13 protein-coding genes and 1 pseudogene are annotated in these 15,482 nt (G+C 69.8%); 8 read left to right on the forward strand and 6 right to left on the reverse strand.

Annotated elements, in window-relative coordinates; all coding sequences use genetic code 11:
- The first annotated feature begins 64 nt into the window (after positions 1 to 64).
- A complete protein-coding gene (locus ORV05_RS22990) occupies positions 65 to 1,009 on the forward strand; it encodes a glycoside hydrolase family protein (protein WP_268754091.1) in 945 nt (314 codons plus the stop codon).
- Positions 1,010 to 1,057: 48 nt separating this feature from the next.
- On the opposite strand, the gene ORV05_RS22995 is transcribed toward ORV05_RS22990, so the two are convergent.
- The 4 genes from ORV05_RS22995 to ORV05_RS23010 form a co-directional block, all read right to left on the reverse strand.
- Positions 1,058 to 2,836, reverse strand: a complete 1,779-nt coding sequence (locus ORV05_RS22995) for an ABC transporter ATP-binding protein (RefSeq protein ID WP_268754092.1) — start codon at positions 2,834 to 2,836, stop codon at positions 1,058 to 1,060.
- An 8-nt stretch (positions 2,837 to 2,844) separates the two neighbouring features.
- On the reverse strand, positions 2,845 to 3,807 hold the full coding sequence (locus ORV05_RS23000; protein ID WP_268754093.1) for a dimethylarginine dimethylaminohydrolase family protein: 963 nt from the start codon (positions 3,805 to 3,807) through the stop codon (positions 2,845 to 2,847).
- Positions 3,808 to 3,820: 13 nt separating this feature from the next.
- Complete coding sequence (locus ORV05_RS23005; protein ID WP_268754094.1) at positions 3,821 to 4,522, reverse strand: phosphatidylserine decarboxylase; 702 nt, start codon at positions 4,520 to 4,522, stop codon at positions 3,821 to 3,823.
- 419 nt (positions 4,523 to 4,941) lie between these two features.
- Positions 4,942 to 5,397, reverse strand: a complete 456-nt coding sequence (locus ORV05_RS23010; protein WP_268754095.1) for a MerR family transcriptional regulator — start codon at positions 5,395 to 5,397, stop codon at positions 4,942 to 4,944.
- 25 nt (positions 5,398 to 5,422) lie between these two features.
- Here ORV05_RS23010 and ORV05_RS23015 point away from each other — a divergent pair, with 25 nt between their 5' ends.
- The 5 genes from ORV05_RS23015 (at position 5,423) to ORV05_RS23035 (ending at position 11,548) form a co-directional block, all read left to right on the forward strand.
- Positions 5,423 to 6,871, forward strand: coding sequence for an MFS transporter (locus ORV05_RS23015; RefSeq protein WP_268754096.1), 1,449 nt, complete (start codon positions 5,423 to 5,425; stop codon positions 6,869 to 6,871).
- Positions 6,872 to 6,910: 39 nt separating this feature from the next.
- The gene (locus tag ORV05_RS23020; RefSeq protein ID WP_268754097.1) at positions 6,911 to 7,342 is read left to right on the forward strand and encodes a Fur family transcriptional regulator; all 432 of its coding nucleotides are present in this window, start codon (positions 6,911 to 6,913) and stop codon (positions 7,340 to 7,342) included.
- Between the two features lie 31 nt (positions 7,343 to 7,373).
- Complete coding sequence (gene katG, locus ORV05_RS23025; protein ID WP_268754098.1) at positions 7,374 to 9,605, forward strand: catalase/peroxidase HPI; 2,232 nt, start codon at positions 7,374 to 7,376, stop codon at positions 9,603 to 9,605.
- Between the two features lie 119 nt (positions 9,606 to 9,724).
- Complete coding sequence (locus ORV05_RS23030; protein ID WP_268754099.1) at positions 9,725 to 10,831, forward strand: hypothetical protein; 1,107 nt, start codon at positions 9,725 to 9,727, stop codon at positions 10,829 to 10,831.
- Between the two features lie 249 nt (positions 10,832 to 11,080).
- Complete coding sequence (locus ORV05_RS23035; protein ID WP_268754100.1) at positions 11,081 to 11,548, forward strand: NlpC/P60 family protein; 468 nt, start codon at positions 11,081 to 11,083, stop codon at positions 11,546 to 11,548.
- Positions 11,549 to 11,551: 3 nt separating this feature from the next.
- Here ORV05_RS23035 and ORV05_RS23040 read toward each other — a convergent pair whose 3' ends face one another.
- Positions 11,552 to 11,950, reverse strand: coding sequence for an SRPBCC family protein (locus ORV05_RS23040; protein ID WP_268754101.1), 399 nt, complete (start codon positions 11,948 to 11,950; stop codon positions 11,552 to 11,554).
- A gap of 129 nt (positions 11,951 to 12,079) precedes the next feature.
- Here ORV05_RS23040 and ORV05_RS23045 point away from each other — a divergent pair, with 129 nt between their 5' ends.
- Positions 12,080 to 13,231, forward strand: a complete 1,152-nt coding sequence (locus tag ORV05_RS23045; RefSeq protein ID WP_268754102.1) for a glycosyltransferase — start codon at positions 12,080 to 12,082, stop codon at positions 13,229 to 13,231.
- On the forward strand, positions 13,228 to 13,722 hold the full coding sequence (locus ORV05_RS23050; RefSeq protein ID WP_268754103.1) for a hypothetical protein: 495 nt from the start codon (positions 13,228 to 13,230) through the stop codon (positions 13,720 to 13,722). Before ORV05_RS23045 ends, ORV05_RS23050 begins: the two co-directional genes overlap by 4 nt.
- Here ORV05_RS23050 and ORV05_RS23055 read toward each other — a convergent pair.
- Positions 13,694 to 15,333 (reverse strand): annotated as a pseudogene (locus ORV05_RS23055) (APC family permease). The gene ORV05_RS23050 and the pseudogene ORV05_RS23055 sit on opposite strands and share 29 nt — an antisense overlap.
- Between the last annotated feature and the right edge of the window lie 149 nt (positions 15,334 to 15,482).

The raw sequence follows: 15,482 nt of genomic DNA on the forward strand, positions 1-15,482 counted from the left end.
TGGCAAGCGGTTGCCCCCGCCGTGCGGGAAGATCGGGACGCGACCTCAGGAGAGGGTGATCGCGATGCGGGTGAACAGACGGACGGCGCTCCTCGGCGGTCTGGCGCTGGGCATCACCGGGGCCGGGGCGGCGAACGGCCTCACCCCCGCCGGGGCGGCCACCACGGGAAACGACGTCGCGGTCGGCACCTTCGTCAGGATCTACGACCCGAGCGTCGGCGAAAACCGGCAGTGGTACCTCAACGACCACACCTTCATCAAGGACACCGGCGGCACCTGGCACGTCTTCGGCATCACCCACCCGGAACCGGCCGATCCGGAGAACGAGATCCAGTTCGCCCACGCCACCGCACCCCAGTTGCACGGCCCGTGGACGAAACAGCCGTTCGCGCTCACCGTGGACCGCGCCTACGGCGAGACGCACCTGTGGGCACCGCACGTCATCCGCGTCGGCGACACCTACCAGATGTTCTACTGCGGTGGCGGTCCGGACCACACCAGGTCCGCGATCAACCGGGCCACCTCGAAGGATCTGTTCCACTGGACCCGCGATCCCGGCGGCAGCCTGTTCACCGACGGCTACGACGCCCGCGACCCGTACGTCATCCGCATCGGCGGCCGCTGGGTGCTGTACTACACGGGCACCACCGAGCCCGCCGGCGGCGGGCACGCGGTGCTCTACCGCACCAGTGACGACCTCCGGAACTGGAGCCCCCGGGCCGCGGCCTACGTCTCCCCCGAATCGGGCACCTGGGGCGGCCCCACCGAATCGCCGTTCGTGGTCCGGCACGGCCATTACTGGTACCTGTTCACCGGGCCGCGCCTGGGCTACGCGGGCACCGACGTCTACCGCAGCGAAGACCCGTTCCGCTTCGAGAACGCGAACCTCACGGGTCATTTCGCCGCACACGCCGCGGAGGTCGTGCGGGACGGCGGCCGCTGGTACGTCTCGCACGCGGGCTGGGGCCAGGGCGGGCTCTACCTCGCACCGCTCACCTGGCTGCGCTGAAACCACATCGGTCCACTGAGGACAGATCGCGGGAGGAACGCGGGCCGCTCAAGGGATGTCGCGCCCGGCCTCCTGGCCGGTGCCGCCGCCGACCGAGGCGAGTTCCCGGTACAGCCGGTCCCCGCGGATCAACTCGTCGTGCAGGCCGATCGACCGGACACGGCCGTTCGCCAGCAGCACCACCTGGTCGGCGGTGGCCGCGACCGAGAGCCGGTGGGTGGCCGCGATCACGGTGCGCGTTCTGGCCTGGTGCGCGACCGAGTCGAGCAGGGTGCGTTCACTGACGGCATCGAGCTGGGAGGTCGCCTCGTCCAGGAGGAGGACGTCCGCACCCCGCAGCAGCGCCCGCGCCACCGCGAGCCGCTGCCGCTGACCGCCCGAGATGGCCACCCCCCGCTCACCGACCACGGTGTCCAGCCCGTCCGGCAGCCGGGCCACCCAGTCGTCGAGCGCGACCGCCCGGAGCGCGCCGCCCAGATCCGCGTGTTCCGGGTCGGGCACGCCGTAGAGCGCGGCGGCCCGGATCGTGTCACCGAGCAGCGGGGCCTCCTGCTGCACGTAGGCCAGGCGATGGCGCAACTCGGCCCGATCCAGGTCACGCAGGTCACGGCCCTCGAGGGTGATGCGTCCCCGCTCCACGTCGGCGAAGCGCTCGATAAGGCTGAGGATCGTGGTCTTCCCGGATCCGGAGGGCCCGGCGAGCACCGTCAGCCCCACCCCCATCCCGACCGTCACGTCCCGGAGGACGGGCACCCCGCGGTAGCCGAACCAGACGCCCTCGAACCGCACGTCCGCCGGGCCGCCTCCCGCTGACGCCCGGGGCGGCCCGGCGTGCGTCGTGACCGGCTCGGGCGGCAGGGTGCGCACCTCCTCGATGCGTTTGACCGCGGCCAGGCCCGCGGACAGCGCGGCGGCCGCCACGGTGGTCGTCTCGATCGGATCGCGCAGGAAGATGACGTAGAGCAGGAAGGCCACGAGGTCCGGTAACCCCAGGTCACCGGAGGCGACGCGGGCCGCACCGACGGCGAGCACCACGAGGAAGGTCACGTCCACCGCGATCATGGCCACCACTTCGAGGATCGCGCGTGCCCTGGCCGCACGGACCCCGGCCCGGTACGCCGAGTCGGCCTCCTGACCGATCAGGCGGTCTTCGAGGTCCTCGGTGCCCGATGCCTTGACCGTGCGGAAGGCGATCAGTGCCCGCTGCAGACCGGAGAGCATCCCGGCGACGCGGGCCTGCGCGTCCTCCGTGGCCCGCGACAGCCAGCGGAACGACCACCGTTCCGCGACCGTTGTCACCGTCAGCATGCCCACGACCAGCAGGAACATCGGCTGGTCCACGGTGGCCATGAGGACCAGCGCCGCGACGACGGTCAGCGGCGAGGCGGCGGCGTGGACGAGCGAGCCCGCGATGTCCTCTTCGAGCAGGGTCGTGTCGCTGCCGAGCCGGGACAGGAAATCGCCGACCGCACCCCGCTCGACGACACCGACTTCGGCGTGCAGAACCCGTCCGACGAGCCCGCGCCGCACCCCCCTCACGACGTGCTGCCCGGTTCTTTCCAGGAGGAACGTGGACAGTCCCACCAGCACCAGGCCGACGGCCGCCACCCCGGCGAGCATCAGCGCGGGACCGAGCACGCTCCGGTGCGCCTCCAGTTGGTCGAGCACCCAGCGTGCCGCGAGAGGCTGGATCAGCGCTGCCGCGTTGGCCGCCAGGTCGAGGGCCAGCAACCCCACGAGCACGACGCGGATACCCCGGGTGTAGCCCCACAGGGACCTGACGGGTCCGCGCCCGCTCGTGGAGATCGCCGGCCGATCCGCGGACATCGTGCCGTTCACACCAGCCGGAAGTCGTAGGAGTGCCGGTTGAGGTGCAGGACCATGCACGACAGCAGCGCCCCGCCCTTGAGGTACTCACTGAGGTTGATCAGTGTGACCTCGAAGGCGTGCGAGGCGGCGATGTCTTCCAGCCGCCGGTTCTTGGCCACCTCGGACTGGTAGTCCTCCGTGCCCGCCTTCAACTCGTGCACATGGGAGGCGTTCACGAGCGTGTTGTGCAGGCGCACGGAGTTGCAGATGCCGGACAGGCAGAGGTCGGGGCTGACGTCGATGATATCGGTGTAGCGCTCGAGCTCCTTGACTTCGGCACGGTCGTACATCTCCGTGCAGACCAGCGTCTCCTCGCGGGTGAGTGGGAACACCGTGCAGTCGAGGTGGTACAGATAGGGGTCGGTGAGTTCCAGCGGCACTATGGTCATGTCGAACCGGCGCCGCATCCACTCGTAGGTCTCGGCCTCCGACCTGAGGCCGTACCCGCCCACGTAGACGTTGTCGTAGAGGTGTTTGAGTTCCGCCTCGCCCTCGAATTTGGCCGGGGGCACGTAGGTGCGGTAGTTCGCCTGCTCGAAAAACCGCAGGCCCACCTCCGTCTCACCCCTCCGGGGCTCGGAGGTGAAATTGGAGAGGACGACGACGTCCTTTTTGTCCAGGTGTTCCAGCACGATTCCCAGGTTCGCAGTGAACACGAGATCCTGCAGCCCTTCGATTCTGGGGGTCGGCAGGACGTAGACCAGGGCGCCACCCGCGAGGTAACGGTACAGTTCGAGGAACTGCACCATCGCCTTCTTGCGCTCCGGCGCACGATCCTGGTCGGGCAATTCCTGCATCCACGCGTTGTTCGCCACGTCGGTGCGGTAGGAGAAGGGCGCGTTCACCAGAAATGCCGGGCATTCGAGCTGGCTGGGATTGACCGGGTCGGCGGGATTTTTCGTCTGGGCAGCGTTGACGGACGAGCTCATCGGGGTTGCTCTTTCAGAGTTGACCGGACTGGGACAGGGGGTGGATTTCGTCGATGGCCACGATCGGATCGACGCCGGCTTCGACGTGTTCGCGCGGCGACACGAGTGCCGTGAACCGGTGGCGCGCCGACAGCGGCACGATGAGGTCCACCTGGGATCCGTACCTGATCTGCGAGAACCGTTCGCCCTGCTGGCAGGGCTGGTTCTGCTTGAGGGTGAACGGGGTGATCGCGTCGACGTCGTAGTCGGCGACCTGGAGCACGTAGTAGGGAATACCGAGGGCGGGTACGTCGATCCGGTTCACCATGCGCTGGTTGTGGTGCAGGTAACCGGCCCGCTCGTGCGGGATGCGCAGGTTCTCCATGATGTCCTGTTCGAGGTCCAGCATGGGGTGGTTCTCGGTGTCCAGCGGATCGAACTCCCGATAGGACAGAAATCCCGAGTACGGCACCCGGTTGACATGCACGTCGAAGAACGTCATGAAAATACCGACGACGAGGCTCGCCCTGTCGTAGAAGGGGTCGCGGATCGCTTCCTGGAGGGAGTACGAGCGGCCCTTCACGTCGAGGATGGCCTCGTCCGGTTCGACCACGCTCGCGTAGAGCACCACGCCGTCGGCCGGTGCGAAGAAGAGCCCCGGGTCGACGAAGGCACTTCTGGCGGGATCTCGGAAGAAATGGTACTGGGACAGCCAGGAAACAGATTTTTCCTGCAACGGGCGAACTTCCGATTTCACCCAGTCGGCTAGCTTTCTGGTCAATTTCCGACTCCGCATGTGATCTCTTGGGCCGACGGCCTCCCCGATCGCCGGCCCCGTTTCGGGGCGTTCGGATAAATGACACGCTTACACTCGAATACGGATGGTAGTGCCACGAGATGTTGTCCGAACGTGATGTGTACTTCGAGCCGTCCTCCTTCCTTCTCGTTGTCCGAGATTAGCCGGACGGTCACCGGCATAAACGCCGCGATTCGAGCCGGGCGGACATTCTTTCGCCCGTGATTCATTCCACGGTCCGGCCGTGGGTCTCGTGAATTGTGGACGGACGCCGCGGCGGACCGGGACGATGTCGGGTGCCGTGAAGGTCGCCTTCAGGGTCATAAACGCCCTCAAGGTCACCTTGAGGGCAACCGAATTCAGTCGGTCTCCGCCGGGCGCCGCGGTGCCCAGAGCCGGTCGGCGTCGCCCGCGGCGAGGCGGCCCCGGTAGACGTCGATCTTGTGGTCGATGAGCTGCAGGTTCTCCTGGAGTTCGGCGAGCTTGGCGAGCACCTCGGCGCGGTGGGCTTCCAGGAGGGCGAGCCGGTCCTGCTCGTTGCCGTACCCGGCCGAGACCAGTTCGGCGTAGCGCCGGATGGTCCTGATGGGCATGCCAGTGGCGCGCAGCCTGGTGCAGACGGTGATCCACTCGAGGTCGAGCCGGCGGTAGCGCCGACGGCCGGCGTGGTTGCGGCCGACGGGGCTGACGACCAGGCCGGCGCGTTCGTAGTAGCGGAGGGCGTGGACGCTGACCCCGGTGCGGCGGGCGGCCTCGGCGATGGTCAGGCCCGTTTCGGCGCGCTCGGGCGCCACCGGCGGTTTGACTTCGAGCACGCTCTAAATCCTAGCGTCGCCGCCCATGAGTTCTTCAACGCTGCGCGAGACCCCGGACGGCGAGCTCGGCCGCCGCCGGTTCCTGGTGCTCGCGATCTGCTGCGCCAGCATGGTGGTCGTGGTCATGGACATCTCCATCGTCAACGTCGCACTGCCCGCGATCCGCCGTGACTTCGGCGCCCCGGTTTCCGGTCTGCAATGGACGGTCGATGCCTATACCTTGGTAATGTCCGCTTTCCTGGTGCTCGCGGGGTCCACTGCGGACCGTGTCGGACGGCGCCGGGTCTTCCAGACCGGCCTCGCCGTCTTCGGGCTCGGTTCACTGCTGTGCGGCCTGGCACCGGGCCTCGGCTGGCTGATCGCGGCGCGGGCGCTGCAGGCCGTCGGGGGCACGATGCTCAACCCAGTGGCGATGGCCATCGTGGCCACCACGTTCCCCGAACCCGCCGAGCGGGCCAGGGCCATCGGCGTGTTCGGCTCGGTCACCGGCCTGTCGCTGGCACTGGGCCCGATCGTCGGGGGCGCGCTGGTCGACGGGTTCGGCTGGCACACCGTGTTCCTGGTCAACGTGCCGATCGTGGCCGCCGCGCTCGTGGCCACCGCGCGGTTCGTGCCCGAGTCCCGCGCGGCGAGGGCACGCCGGTTCGACCCGGTGGGCCAGTTGCTGGTGGTCCTGGTGCTGGGTGGCGCGGTCGCCGCGATCATCGAGTCCGAGCGGCTGGGCTGGACCTCCCCGGTGATCCTCGGTCTGTTCGCCATCGCCGTGCTGGGGGTGCTGGGCATCCTCCGTTACGAACCGCGCCGCGCCGACCCGCTGCTGGAGCTGCGCCTGTTCCGCAGCGTGCCGTTCAGCGCGGCGATCGTGATGGCGCTGTGCGCCTTGTGCGCCTTCGGCGCGTTCCTGTTCGTGACCACCCAGTACCTGCAGGACGTGCGCGGGCTGCCCGCGCTGGCGACCGGGCTGTGCCTGCTTCCGGTCGGCCTTCTGGTCGTGCTGCTGTCCCCGCGCACGGGCCGGCTGGTCGGCACGAGCGGCCCCCGCCTGCCGCTGGCGGTTTCCGGGAGCGCGCTGCTGGTGGGCGGCGCGGCGTCGCTATGGCTCACCCCGGCCACCCCGCTGCCCGTCGTGCTCGCGATCTTCGTCCCCTTCGGCGTGTTCATGGGCACGGTGAACCCGCCGATCACCGCGACGGCCGTCTCCGGGATGCCGCGCTCGATGGCCGGGGTGGCCGCCTCGCTGGCCTCCACCGGACGGCAGATCGGCACCACGCTGGGAGTCGCGATCGCCGGCACGATCGGGGGATTTCGCGACGGGACGGCCCTCACCGCGTCGGGTGACGGCGTGGGGTGGCTCCTGCTCGGCCTCGGCGCCGCCCTCCTGGTCCTGGGGCTGGTCAGCACCGGTCGCCGCGCGCTGGTCACGGCCGGGCGCGCGGCCGCGGTGTTCGAAGAGGCGGACCGGGCCGCCCAGTAAAACTTGATTCATTCCAGATTTTGCGGCAGACTGCCGGGCGTGCCCACGACACCGGACTTCGAGCGCCTGTTGCGCGGGGCCGCCCTGCGGGTGACGCGGCCGCGGGTGGCGGTGCTGTCCGCCGTGCACGGCCACCCGCACGCCGACACGGACTCGATCCTCGGCGCCGTGCGGGAAACCCTCGGTGGGGTGTCCCATCAGGCCGTCTACGACATCCTGCGCGCACTGACCGCCGCGGGGCTCCTGCGACGGATCGAACCGCCCGGTTCGGTGGCCCGCTACGAGGCACGGGTCGGGGACAACCACCACCACCTGGTGTGCCGGTCGTGCGGGGTCATCGCCGACGTCGACTGCGCCGTGGGCACCGCACCCTGCCTGACCGCGTCCGACGACCACGGTTTCGCCATCGACGAGGCCGAGGTCATCTACTGGGGCCTGTGCCCCGCCTGCAACACCGCATCCAGTTCCTGAACCCGTGCTCCACTTCCCGGAAAGGATTTCCGTGTCTGACAGTCCTGACGCCGTTGTCGGCGAGATGAACGACGAAACCGCGGGCGGCTGCCCCGTCCCGGCCGGGCGCTTCCGCCACCCGACCGGGGGCGCGGGCAACCGCGACTGGTGGCCGAACCAGCTCAACCTGAAGATCCTGCGGAAGCACCCGCCCGCGGCCAATCCGATGGGCGGGGACTTCGACTACGCGGCCGAGTTCGGCAGCCTCGACCTCGACGCACTGGCCAGGGACGTCGACGAGGTGCTGACCACGTCGCAGGAGTGGTGGCCCGCCGACTTCGGCCACTACGGCCCGCTGATCATCCGCATGGCGTGGCACAGCGCGGGCACGTACCGCATCCACGACGGCCGTGGCGGCGCGGGCGCGGGCATGCAGCGGTTCGCACCGCTGAACAGCTGGCCCGACAACGCCAACCTCGACAAGGCACGCCGTCTGCTCTGGCCGGTGAAGAAGAAGTACGGCCGCAAGATCTCGTGGGCCGACCTGATGATCTTCGCGGGCAACCGCGCGCTGGAAACCATGGGCTTCAAGACCTTCGGCTTCGCCGGCGGGCGCGCGGACGTCTGGGAACCGGACGAGGACGTCTACTGGGGCCCGGAAACCACCTGGCTCGGAGACGAGCGCTACAGCGGCGACCGGCAGCTGGAGAACCCGCTCGCGGCCGTCCAAATGGGACTGATCTACGTCAACCCCGAGGGCCCCAACGGCGTCCCGGACCCGCTCGCCGCGGCCCGCGACATCCGGGAAACCTTCCGGCGCATGGCGATGAACGACGAGGAGACCGTCGCGCTCATCGCGGGCGGCCACACCTTCGGCAAGACCCACGGCGCGGCGAACCCGGACGCCCACGTCGGCCCCGAACCCGAAGGCGCCCCCCTGGAGGAGCAGGGCCTCGGCTGGAAGAACAGCTTCGGCAGCGGCAAGGGCGCCGACGCGATCACCAGCGGCCTCGAAGTCACCTGGACGGCCACGCCGACCAAGTGGGGCAACGGTTTCTTCGAGAACCTGTTCGGCTACGAGTGGGAGCTGACCAAGAGCCCCGCCGGGGCCCACCAGTGGCGGCCGAAGGACGGCGCGGGGGCCAACACCGTGCCCGACCCCGAGACCGGTGAGCTGACGCGCGCGCCGTCGATGCTGACCACCGACCTCGCGCTCCGCTTCGACCCGGTCTACGAGCAGATCTCGCGGCGCTTCCTGGAAAACCCGGACCAGTTCGCGGACGCCTTCGCCCGCGCCTGGTTCAAGCTGACCCACCGCGACATGGGCCCGCGCAGCCGTTACCTCGGACCGCTGGTCCCGCAGGAGACGCTGGTCTGGCAGGACCCGGTCCCCGAGGTGGACCACGAGCTGATCGGCGCCGAGGAGATCGCCGCGCTCAAGGGCCGGCTCCTCGCCTCGGGCCTTTCGGTCTCCCAGCTCGTGTCGACGGCTTGGGCGTCGGCCTCGACGTTCCGCGGCAGCGACAAGCGCGGCGGCGCGAACGGGGCGCGCATCCGCCTCGAACCCCAGCGGAGCTGGGAGGTCAACGAGCCCGACAAGCTGGCGGTGGTGCTGCGCACCCTGGAAGGGATCCAGGAGTCCTTCAACGCCTCCCAGACCGGCGGTAAGCGGGTTTCGCTGGCCGACCTCATCGTGCTCGGCGGGTGCGCCGCGGTCGAGCAGGCCGCCAGGAACGCGGGCTTCGACGTGACCGTGCCCTTCACGCCGGGACGGGCGGACGCGTCGCAGGAAGAGACCGACGTGGAGTCCTTCGCCGCGCTCGAACCGGTCGCCGACGGATTCCGCAACTACCGCGGGAAGGGCAGCAAGCTGCCCTCCGAGTACCTCCTGGTCGACCGCGCGAACCTGCTGAACCTGAGCGCGCCCGAGATGACCGTCCTGGTGGGCGGCCTGCGCGCCCTGGGTGCGAACCACCAGCAGTCCAAGCTGGGTGTCTTCACCGCCGCACCGGAGTCGCTGACCAACGACTTCTTCGTGAACCTGCTGGACATGGACACCACGTGGACGGCGGCTTCCGAGGACGCGGAGACGTTCGAGGGCCGCGACGGCACGGGTGCGGTCAAGTGGACCGGCAGCCGCGTCGACCTCGTCTTCGGCTCGAACTCCGAGCTGCGGGCAGTCGCGGAGGTCTACGCCAGCGACGACGCGCGGGAGAAGTTCGTGCACGACTTCGTCGCCGCGTGGGACAAGGTGATGAACCTCGACCGGTTCGACCTCGCCTGATCCCCGAGCCCGGGTCCCGTGAGGGGGCCCCTCACGGTCGAATCGACTGTGAAGGGCCCCCTCACGGCCTGGGCAGCGCGAATGTGGACAACCGTGGTGCCCCGCCGTAGCGTGGGATTGTGGTTGATCATGGCCGCGACGACGACGTACGAAGACATCGCCGGGCGCGCAACGCCTCTTTCGCTCTCTGCCTCGTTCTCGCCCTCGCCGGCCTCCTCTGGACCAGCCTGGTGATCGTCGCCCTGATCACCGGCAGTGACCCGCCGTCGGTAACGCTCTTCAGCGTTTCGGCCGTGGTGGTCGGCACGCTGGCCGTGCTCGCCGTCAAGGCCGGGATCCACGCGGTCCGCCGGAACCGGGAGCTCCAGCGGCGGCGGCGCACACTGGCCGCGGCGGCCGCGGCCGGAAAGACGGCTCCCCCACCGGCCGCGTGGGTGCCTCCCGGTCCCGGCGAAACCGGCGCGGGGGACGTGGACCTGACCGCCGGGCTCCGGCGCCTGCGCCTGCGCGTCTGGCGCGGGACGGGCGTCTTCGCCGTTTTCGTCGCACTGCTGGGGGGTGCCGTCGCGCAGGAGGTCCGGCTTTCCCATGACGCGGACGACCTTCTGCACCACGGCGTCTGGGTCACGGGATCGGTCACCGACGTCTCCTGGCCGTCCAGGGGAGAGTGGTCGATCAAGGTGGACTACCCGGTGCGCGGAGAGCCGCGAACCGCGAAGATCGTGCTCGACACGAAACGGCCGTTTCAGTTGTACCAGGACGTGGTCGTCGTCTACGACGCCACCGATCCCGCCCGGGTCCGCACCCCCGAGGACGAGAACACCGACAAGGGCCAGCTGAGCCTTTTCGTCGCACCGCTGCTCGTGGGGCTGGGGGGAACCCCTTTCTCCGGCCTGTACGCGATGGGCTGGTTCCGGCGGTACCGGGCGGCACGGCGGACCGGGTGGCATTCCGCCGGGGTCTTCGTCGGAGCCGACGGCCGGACGCTGACCGCGACCTATCCGGGAGGAAGCGAGATCCAGCTGCGCCATGCCACCACGTACGCCCTTGATGCCGTCTCCGCCAACGGAAAACAGCAGGGATGGGTCGCGGGCGAACGCTCGGCGATGACCGTGCTGTTCGCGCACGGCGACCGGCCTGTCGAACTCGTCCCGGTGCGCGCCGAGGGCCCGCTGGCCTACCCCCTCGTCCCCTTACGGCGTCGCCGACCCCGCCGCCGACGGTGACCCCGGCGCGACGCGCAAAGGCCCATCCCCGTTCCCTGCCGGTGAAGAGCGACTGTTCGCACGTGATCCGCTACGGCATTTCGCTGATCTGTGTCAAATGACACTCCGATAGTGACTTTTGTAGTTTCTTTTTCGTAATCTTCTCGCGCTCTTGCGGTGACCTGCGGCCTTCCCCGATCGGCCGCGGCCGCGAGGTGCCGCCCCGGGGTTCCCCGAAAACCCCGGGCGGCGCACGCGAAAGGAATTCCCGTGGGAACTCGTCTGTTCCGCGCGGCGGTCACGAGCGCGATGACGGTCCTCGCGCTCGCGGCGGCCGCCGGACCCGCACTGGCCGCCACCCCGGCCGCCCCCGCCGCCTCGATCGCAGGCTCGAACCTCGGCGCGTCCGCACTGCGCGCCGCGCTGACCCAGCAGGGCAAGCCCTACGTCTGGGGCGCCGCCGGGCCCGGCGCCTACGACTGCTCCGGTCTGGTGCAGTGGGCGTTCAAGCAGACCGGCCGCGCCCTGCCGCACAACGCGGCGATGCAGTCCGCCCTCGGCGCCCCCGTGGCACCGTCCCAGCTGCGGCCCGGCGACCTCGTCTTCTTCTACAGCCCGGTCAGCCACGTGGGGATCTACGTGGGCGACGGCAAGATCCTGCACGCCAGCACCACCGGGCAGCCGGTCAAGATCTCGTCGATGAAGGGCATGCCCTTCCACAACGCCCGCCGGCTCTGAGCGTCACCGGGTTTCCAAGGTCTTCTTCACGATCCCGGTGCCCTCGGCCATCGCCTCGCCGGTGGATCCGGCGAGCGAGTCCGGCAGCAGGTCGGCGATCCACACGAACCGGGACCGGCCGCCGCCTTCGTCGAACACCTGCGCCGAGGCGCTGTGGTGGGCGTACGGGCCGTCGATGACCGTCCAGGCGATGCGGCGCGCCTCGTCGTCGACGGCGATGATGCGCTCCCGCAGCACGGCCCCGCTGCCGAAGGTGACGATCCTCAGGTCGTCGCCTTCGCGGCGGGTGTCCACGACGAAACCGGGTACCAGGCGCTCGTGGAGCGCGTCCCAGTCCCGCAGGGCGGACCACACCTCCTCCGGGCTCGCCTCGATCGCGATTTCACGGCGGATGGACGCCATCGACTGCCTCCTGTCTTTGGAACCTGTCCCCCCAGCCTGCCCCGGCGGCCGCCGTGCCGTCTTGAACATGCTTGCGATGTCCGAGATGGACGGTTGAGCGGCCCGTGACGGCCGGGTAGCCTCGCGTGGATGCGTCTGCTGATCTCCGCCGGGGGCGGGTACAGCCATATCGCGCCGTTGCTGCCGCTCGCCGTCGGCGCCAGGGATTCGGGGCACGACGTGGTGTTCGTGACCGGGCCGGGCGCGGTCGGGCACGCCGAGGCCGCGGGACTGCCCACGGCCGCGGTGGGGCCCGCGCCGACCGGCTCGTTCGACCGCGAGAAGCATCTGGCACGCACCGCGGGACTGTCTCCCGAACAGCGTCTGGCATACGTGGTCGGTGTGATGGCCGAACTCGGCGCGGGCGAACGGATCGACGACATGCTGGCCTTTTTCCGGCAGTGGCGGCCGGATCTGGTGCTCGCCGGTGTGGCCGAGTTCGCGGCGGTGACGGCCGCGGCGGTGCTGGGCGTGCCCTACGCCGTGCACGCCATCGGCCCGCCGAAATCCGCCGCGGTCATGGCGGGGGGCCGGCGGATCGTCGCGGAGATCGCCCGGCGCCACGGCCTCGACCGGTTTCCGGACCACGATTCGGTGCCCTACCTGGACATCTGGCCCGAATCACTGACCCCGGCGGGGATCGAGTGGGACCATCCCCTCCGCTGGCCGGTGCGCCCCGAAGGCATCCTGCCCGCGCCCGGCGAACCCGCGACCGGACTCCAGGGCCTGCCGCACCCGAAATCGGTCTACGTCACCGCAGGCACTTCGCACAACACGCGACCAGGACTGCTGGAGGCCATGATCGCCGGAGTCCGCGGTGAGCGGGTGAACGCGGTGGTCACGATCGGCCGCGACGGCGACCGCGAACATTTCGGCCCCCAGCCGGACTCGGTGCGACTCGAGCATTACGTGCCCCAGTCCCGGCTCCTGCCGTCGGTGGACGCGGTGGTCTGCCACGCCGGGGCCGGCACCGTCCTCGGTGCCCTCGCGCACGGCCTGCCCCTGGTGCTGACACCGGCGGCCACGGACCAGTTCGACATCGCCGACCAGGTCGTGCGCGCCCGCGCCGGTGTGCGCGCCGAATCCACCGCCGAAGAAATCCGGGACGCACTCCGCACCGTGCTGGCCGATCCGTCCTATCGGGACTCCGCGGCCGCGCTGGCGCGAGAGATCGCCGCCATGCCCCCGCCTTCCGCCGCCCTCGGCCGCCTCGAAACGCTGACGAGGAAGACCAAGGCGTGACCATCATCCGCCCGATCCCCGTTCTCGCCGCACCCATGGCCGTCGCCGCACTGGCGTTCCTTCTCGTCGGCGTTGCGCTCTGCACCGAAATGGCGGACCAAATGCCCAACCGAGCGGGAACCGTCTACTCAATCGCCGCCGGGGTGGCTGTCATCGCGTTCAGTGTCCTCCTCGGCGCTACGGTTCGCGCCTACTTCCGGCCCATCGCCGCCGATCACGGCACCATCCGGGTGCCCTCGGTGCTGACCACCCGCGCCATCCCGGTCAGTGAGGTGACCGAATGGCGTTGGCGGGTGTCGGACGGTCCCATCGTCGGGGGCGTGCTGGGTATGGTCTGCCCCGAATTCACCACCGCCGACGGCCGCACCATCCGTGGCACCCACCACGTCTGCCGTCCCCACAGCCGGCGCTGGACCGAAGCCCGCGACGCCATGGCCAAGATCCTGCCCGGCCACCCCGGTCCTAAGCCGCCCGGACGTGCGGCTGGGTAGCGATGTAGGCCTGCGCCCGGTGGTCCGGCAGCCGCACCGCGCGAGCCCAGAAGTAGATCAGCAGGCTGAACGCGGTGACGACGCCGATGTCCCACCAGAGCGGCAGGTGCCCCTGCGCACCGCAACCGGCCGCGCTCGCGGGACCGGTGCTGCAGAAGCCGCCCTGCCAGGAGATGACGCCCATCCCGACGAGGTACACCGGCAGCCACTGCGCCGAACGCCATTCCAGCGCGGGGGTGCGCGGGTTCAGCTTGAGCCCGGAGGCCAGGCCCAGCAGCACGTAGCCGAGCACGATCGCCACCCCCAGGCGCCACAGGGTGTCCCAGCCCGCCCAGTAGATGATCAGGTTGGCCACGACGAACGCCAGTGGTGAGAAGAACCCGCCCGCGGGCAGGCGGAACGGCCGGTGCCGCTGCGCGTCCTGCAACCGCAGGGCCCCGAAGGCCAGCGGGGCCCCGGCGTACATCAGCACGCTGGCGGAGGTGACGAAACCGACCAGTTTCTGCCACGTCGGGAACGGGAGGAACACCACCAGCCCGATGAGGAACGCGAACACCAGCCCGAACCAGGGCACCCCCCGGCGCGTGGTGCGCTCGAACACCATCGGCACGTAACCGTTGCGGGACAACCCGTAGGACACCCGCGAAGTCGCCGTGACGTAGATCAGGCCCGTTCCACTGGGCGAAACGACGGCGTCGATGTAGAGGACCGTCGCCAGCCAGCCGAGCCCCACCGAGGTGGCCAGGCCCGCGAACGGTCCGGCCTTCGCCGGGAAGGCGAGGTTTCCCCAGCCGTGCGCGAAGGCGTCCGCGGGCAGGGCCGCGATGAACACGATCTGCAGCATCAGGTAGATGAGCGCGCCCACGAAGATCGACCCGAGCACCGCGATGGGGATGTTCCGGGAGGGGTTGCGGCTTTCCCCGGCGAGCTGGTCGGCCTGCTCGAAGCCCAGCAGGGCGAAGATGACCCCGCTGGTACTGACGGCCGAAAGCACCCCGGCCGCGCCGAACGGCGCGAAACCGCCGATGCCGAAGTTGCCACCGTGGAACTGGGTGGCCGCCAGCACCACCATGGTGAGCACCGGGACCCCGACCTTCCACCAGGTGGCCGCGCTGTTGGTGTGGGCGAGCCAGCGCACCCCCAGGAAGTTGACGAAGACGAAGAGGGCCATCAGCAGCACGGCGATCCCGTACCCGAGCGCGGTCAACTGGTTCTTGCCGTATTGGAGCCCGGGCAGGTACACGCTCGCATAGTTCAGCGCGGCCATGACCTCGATGGGCGCCACGGTGACGGCTGCAGCCACGAGAACCAGCCGAACGACGCGCCCGCCACGCTGCCGAACGCGTAGTGCGGGAACCGGCCGGTCCCGCCCGCGACCGGGTAGGTCCCGCCCAGTTCGGCGTGCACCAGCGCCAGGATGATGATGGCGACCGCGCCGATGAGCCAGGAGATGATCGCCGCGGTTCCGGCCGCCTCCGCCGCGTAGAGCGCACCGAACAGCCACCCGGAACCGATGATCGACCCCTCGGAGGTCCAGATCAGGCCGATCAGGCCGATATGCCGTTTCAGGCCGACGTCTTCTACCGGGGAAGCCCTGGTCTCACTGGTCATCACGCACCGCCTTCTGCTGAGGCCAGCCAGTGCGTCGTGTCGCCGCTCACGACGATAACTCCGATCCTGCGGCCGCACCGCCCCTCGATTGAGGGATCCTGGCTTGCCGTGGACATCGAACGCATGTTCTACTGCTGGGGCCGGGCTCG

It is taken from the genome of Amycolatopsis cynarae, assembly GCF_026802195.1.
GTDB classification, from domain to species: domain Bacteria; phylum Actinomycetota; class Actinomycetes; order Mycobacteriales; family Pseudonocardiaceae; genus Amycolatopsis_E; species Amycolatopsis_E rhizosphaerae.

Bases quoted from the DNA above. Each gene is read 5' to 3' on its own strand.
- ORV05_RS22990 (WP_268754091.1), top strand. From the start codon at position 65: ATGCGGGTGAACAGACGGACGGCGCTCCTCGGCGGTCTGGCGCTGGGC.
- ORV05_RS22995 (WP_268754092.1), bottom strand. From the start codon at position 2,836: ATGTCCGCGGATCGGCCGGCGATCTCCACGAGCGGGCGCGGACCCGTC.
- ORV05_RS23000 (WP_268754093.1), bottom strand. From the start codon at position 3,807: ATGAGCTCGTCCGTCAACGCTGCCCAGACGAAAAATCCCGCCGACCCG.
- ORV05_RS23015 (WP_268754096.1), top strand. From the start codon at position 5,423: ATGAGTTCTTCAACGCTGCGCGAGACCCCGGACGGCGAGCTCGGCCGC.
- ORV05_RS23040 (WP_268754101.1), bottom strand. From the start codon at position 11,950: ATGGCGTCCATCCGCCGTGAAATCGCGATCGAGGCGAGCCCGGAGGAG.
- ORV05_RS23045 (WP_268754102.1), top strand. From the start codon at position 12,080: ATGCGTCTGCTGATCTCCGCCGGGGGCGGGTACAGCCATATCGCGCCG.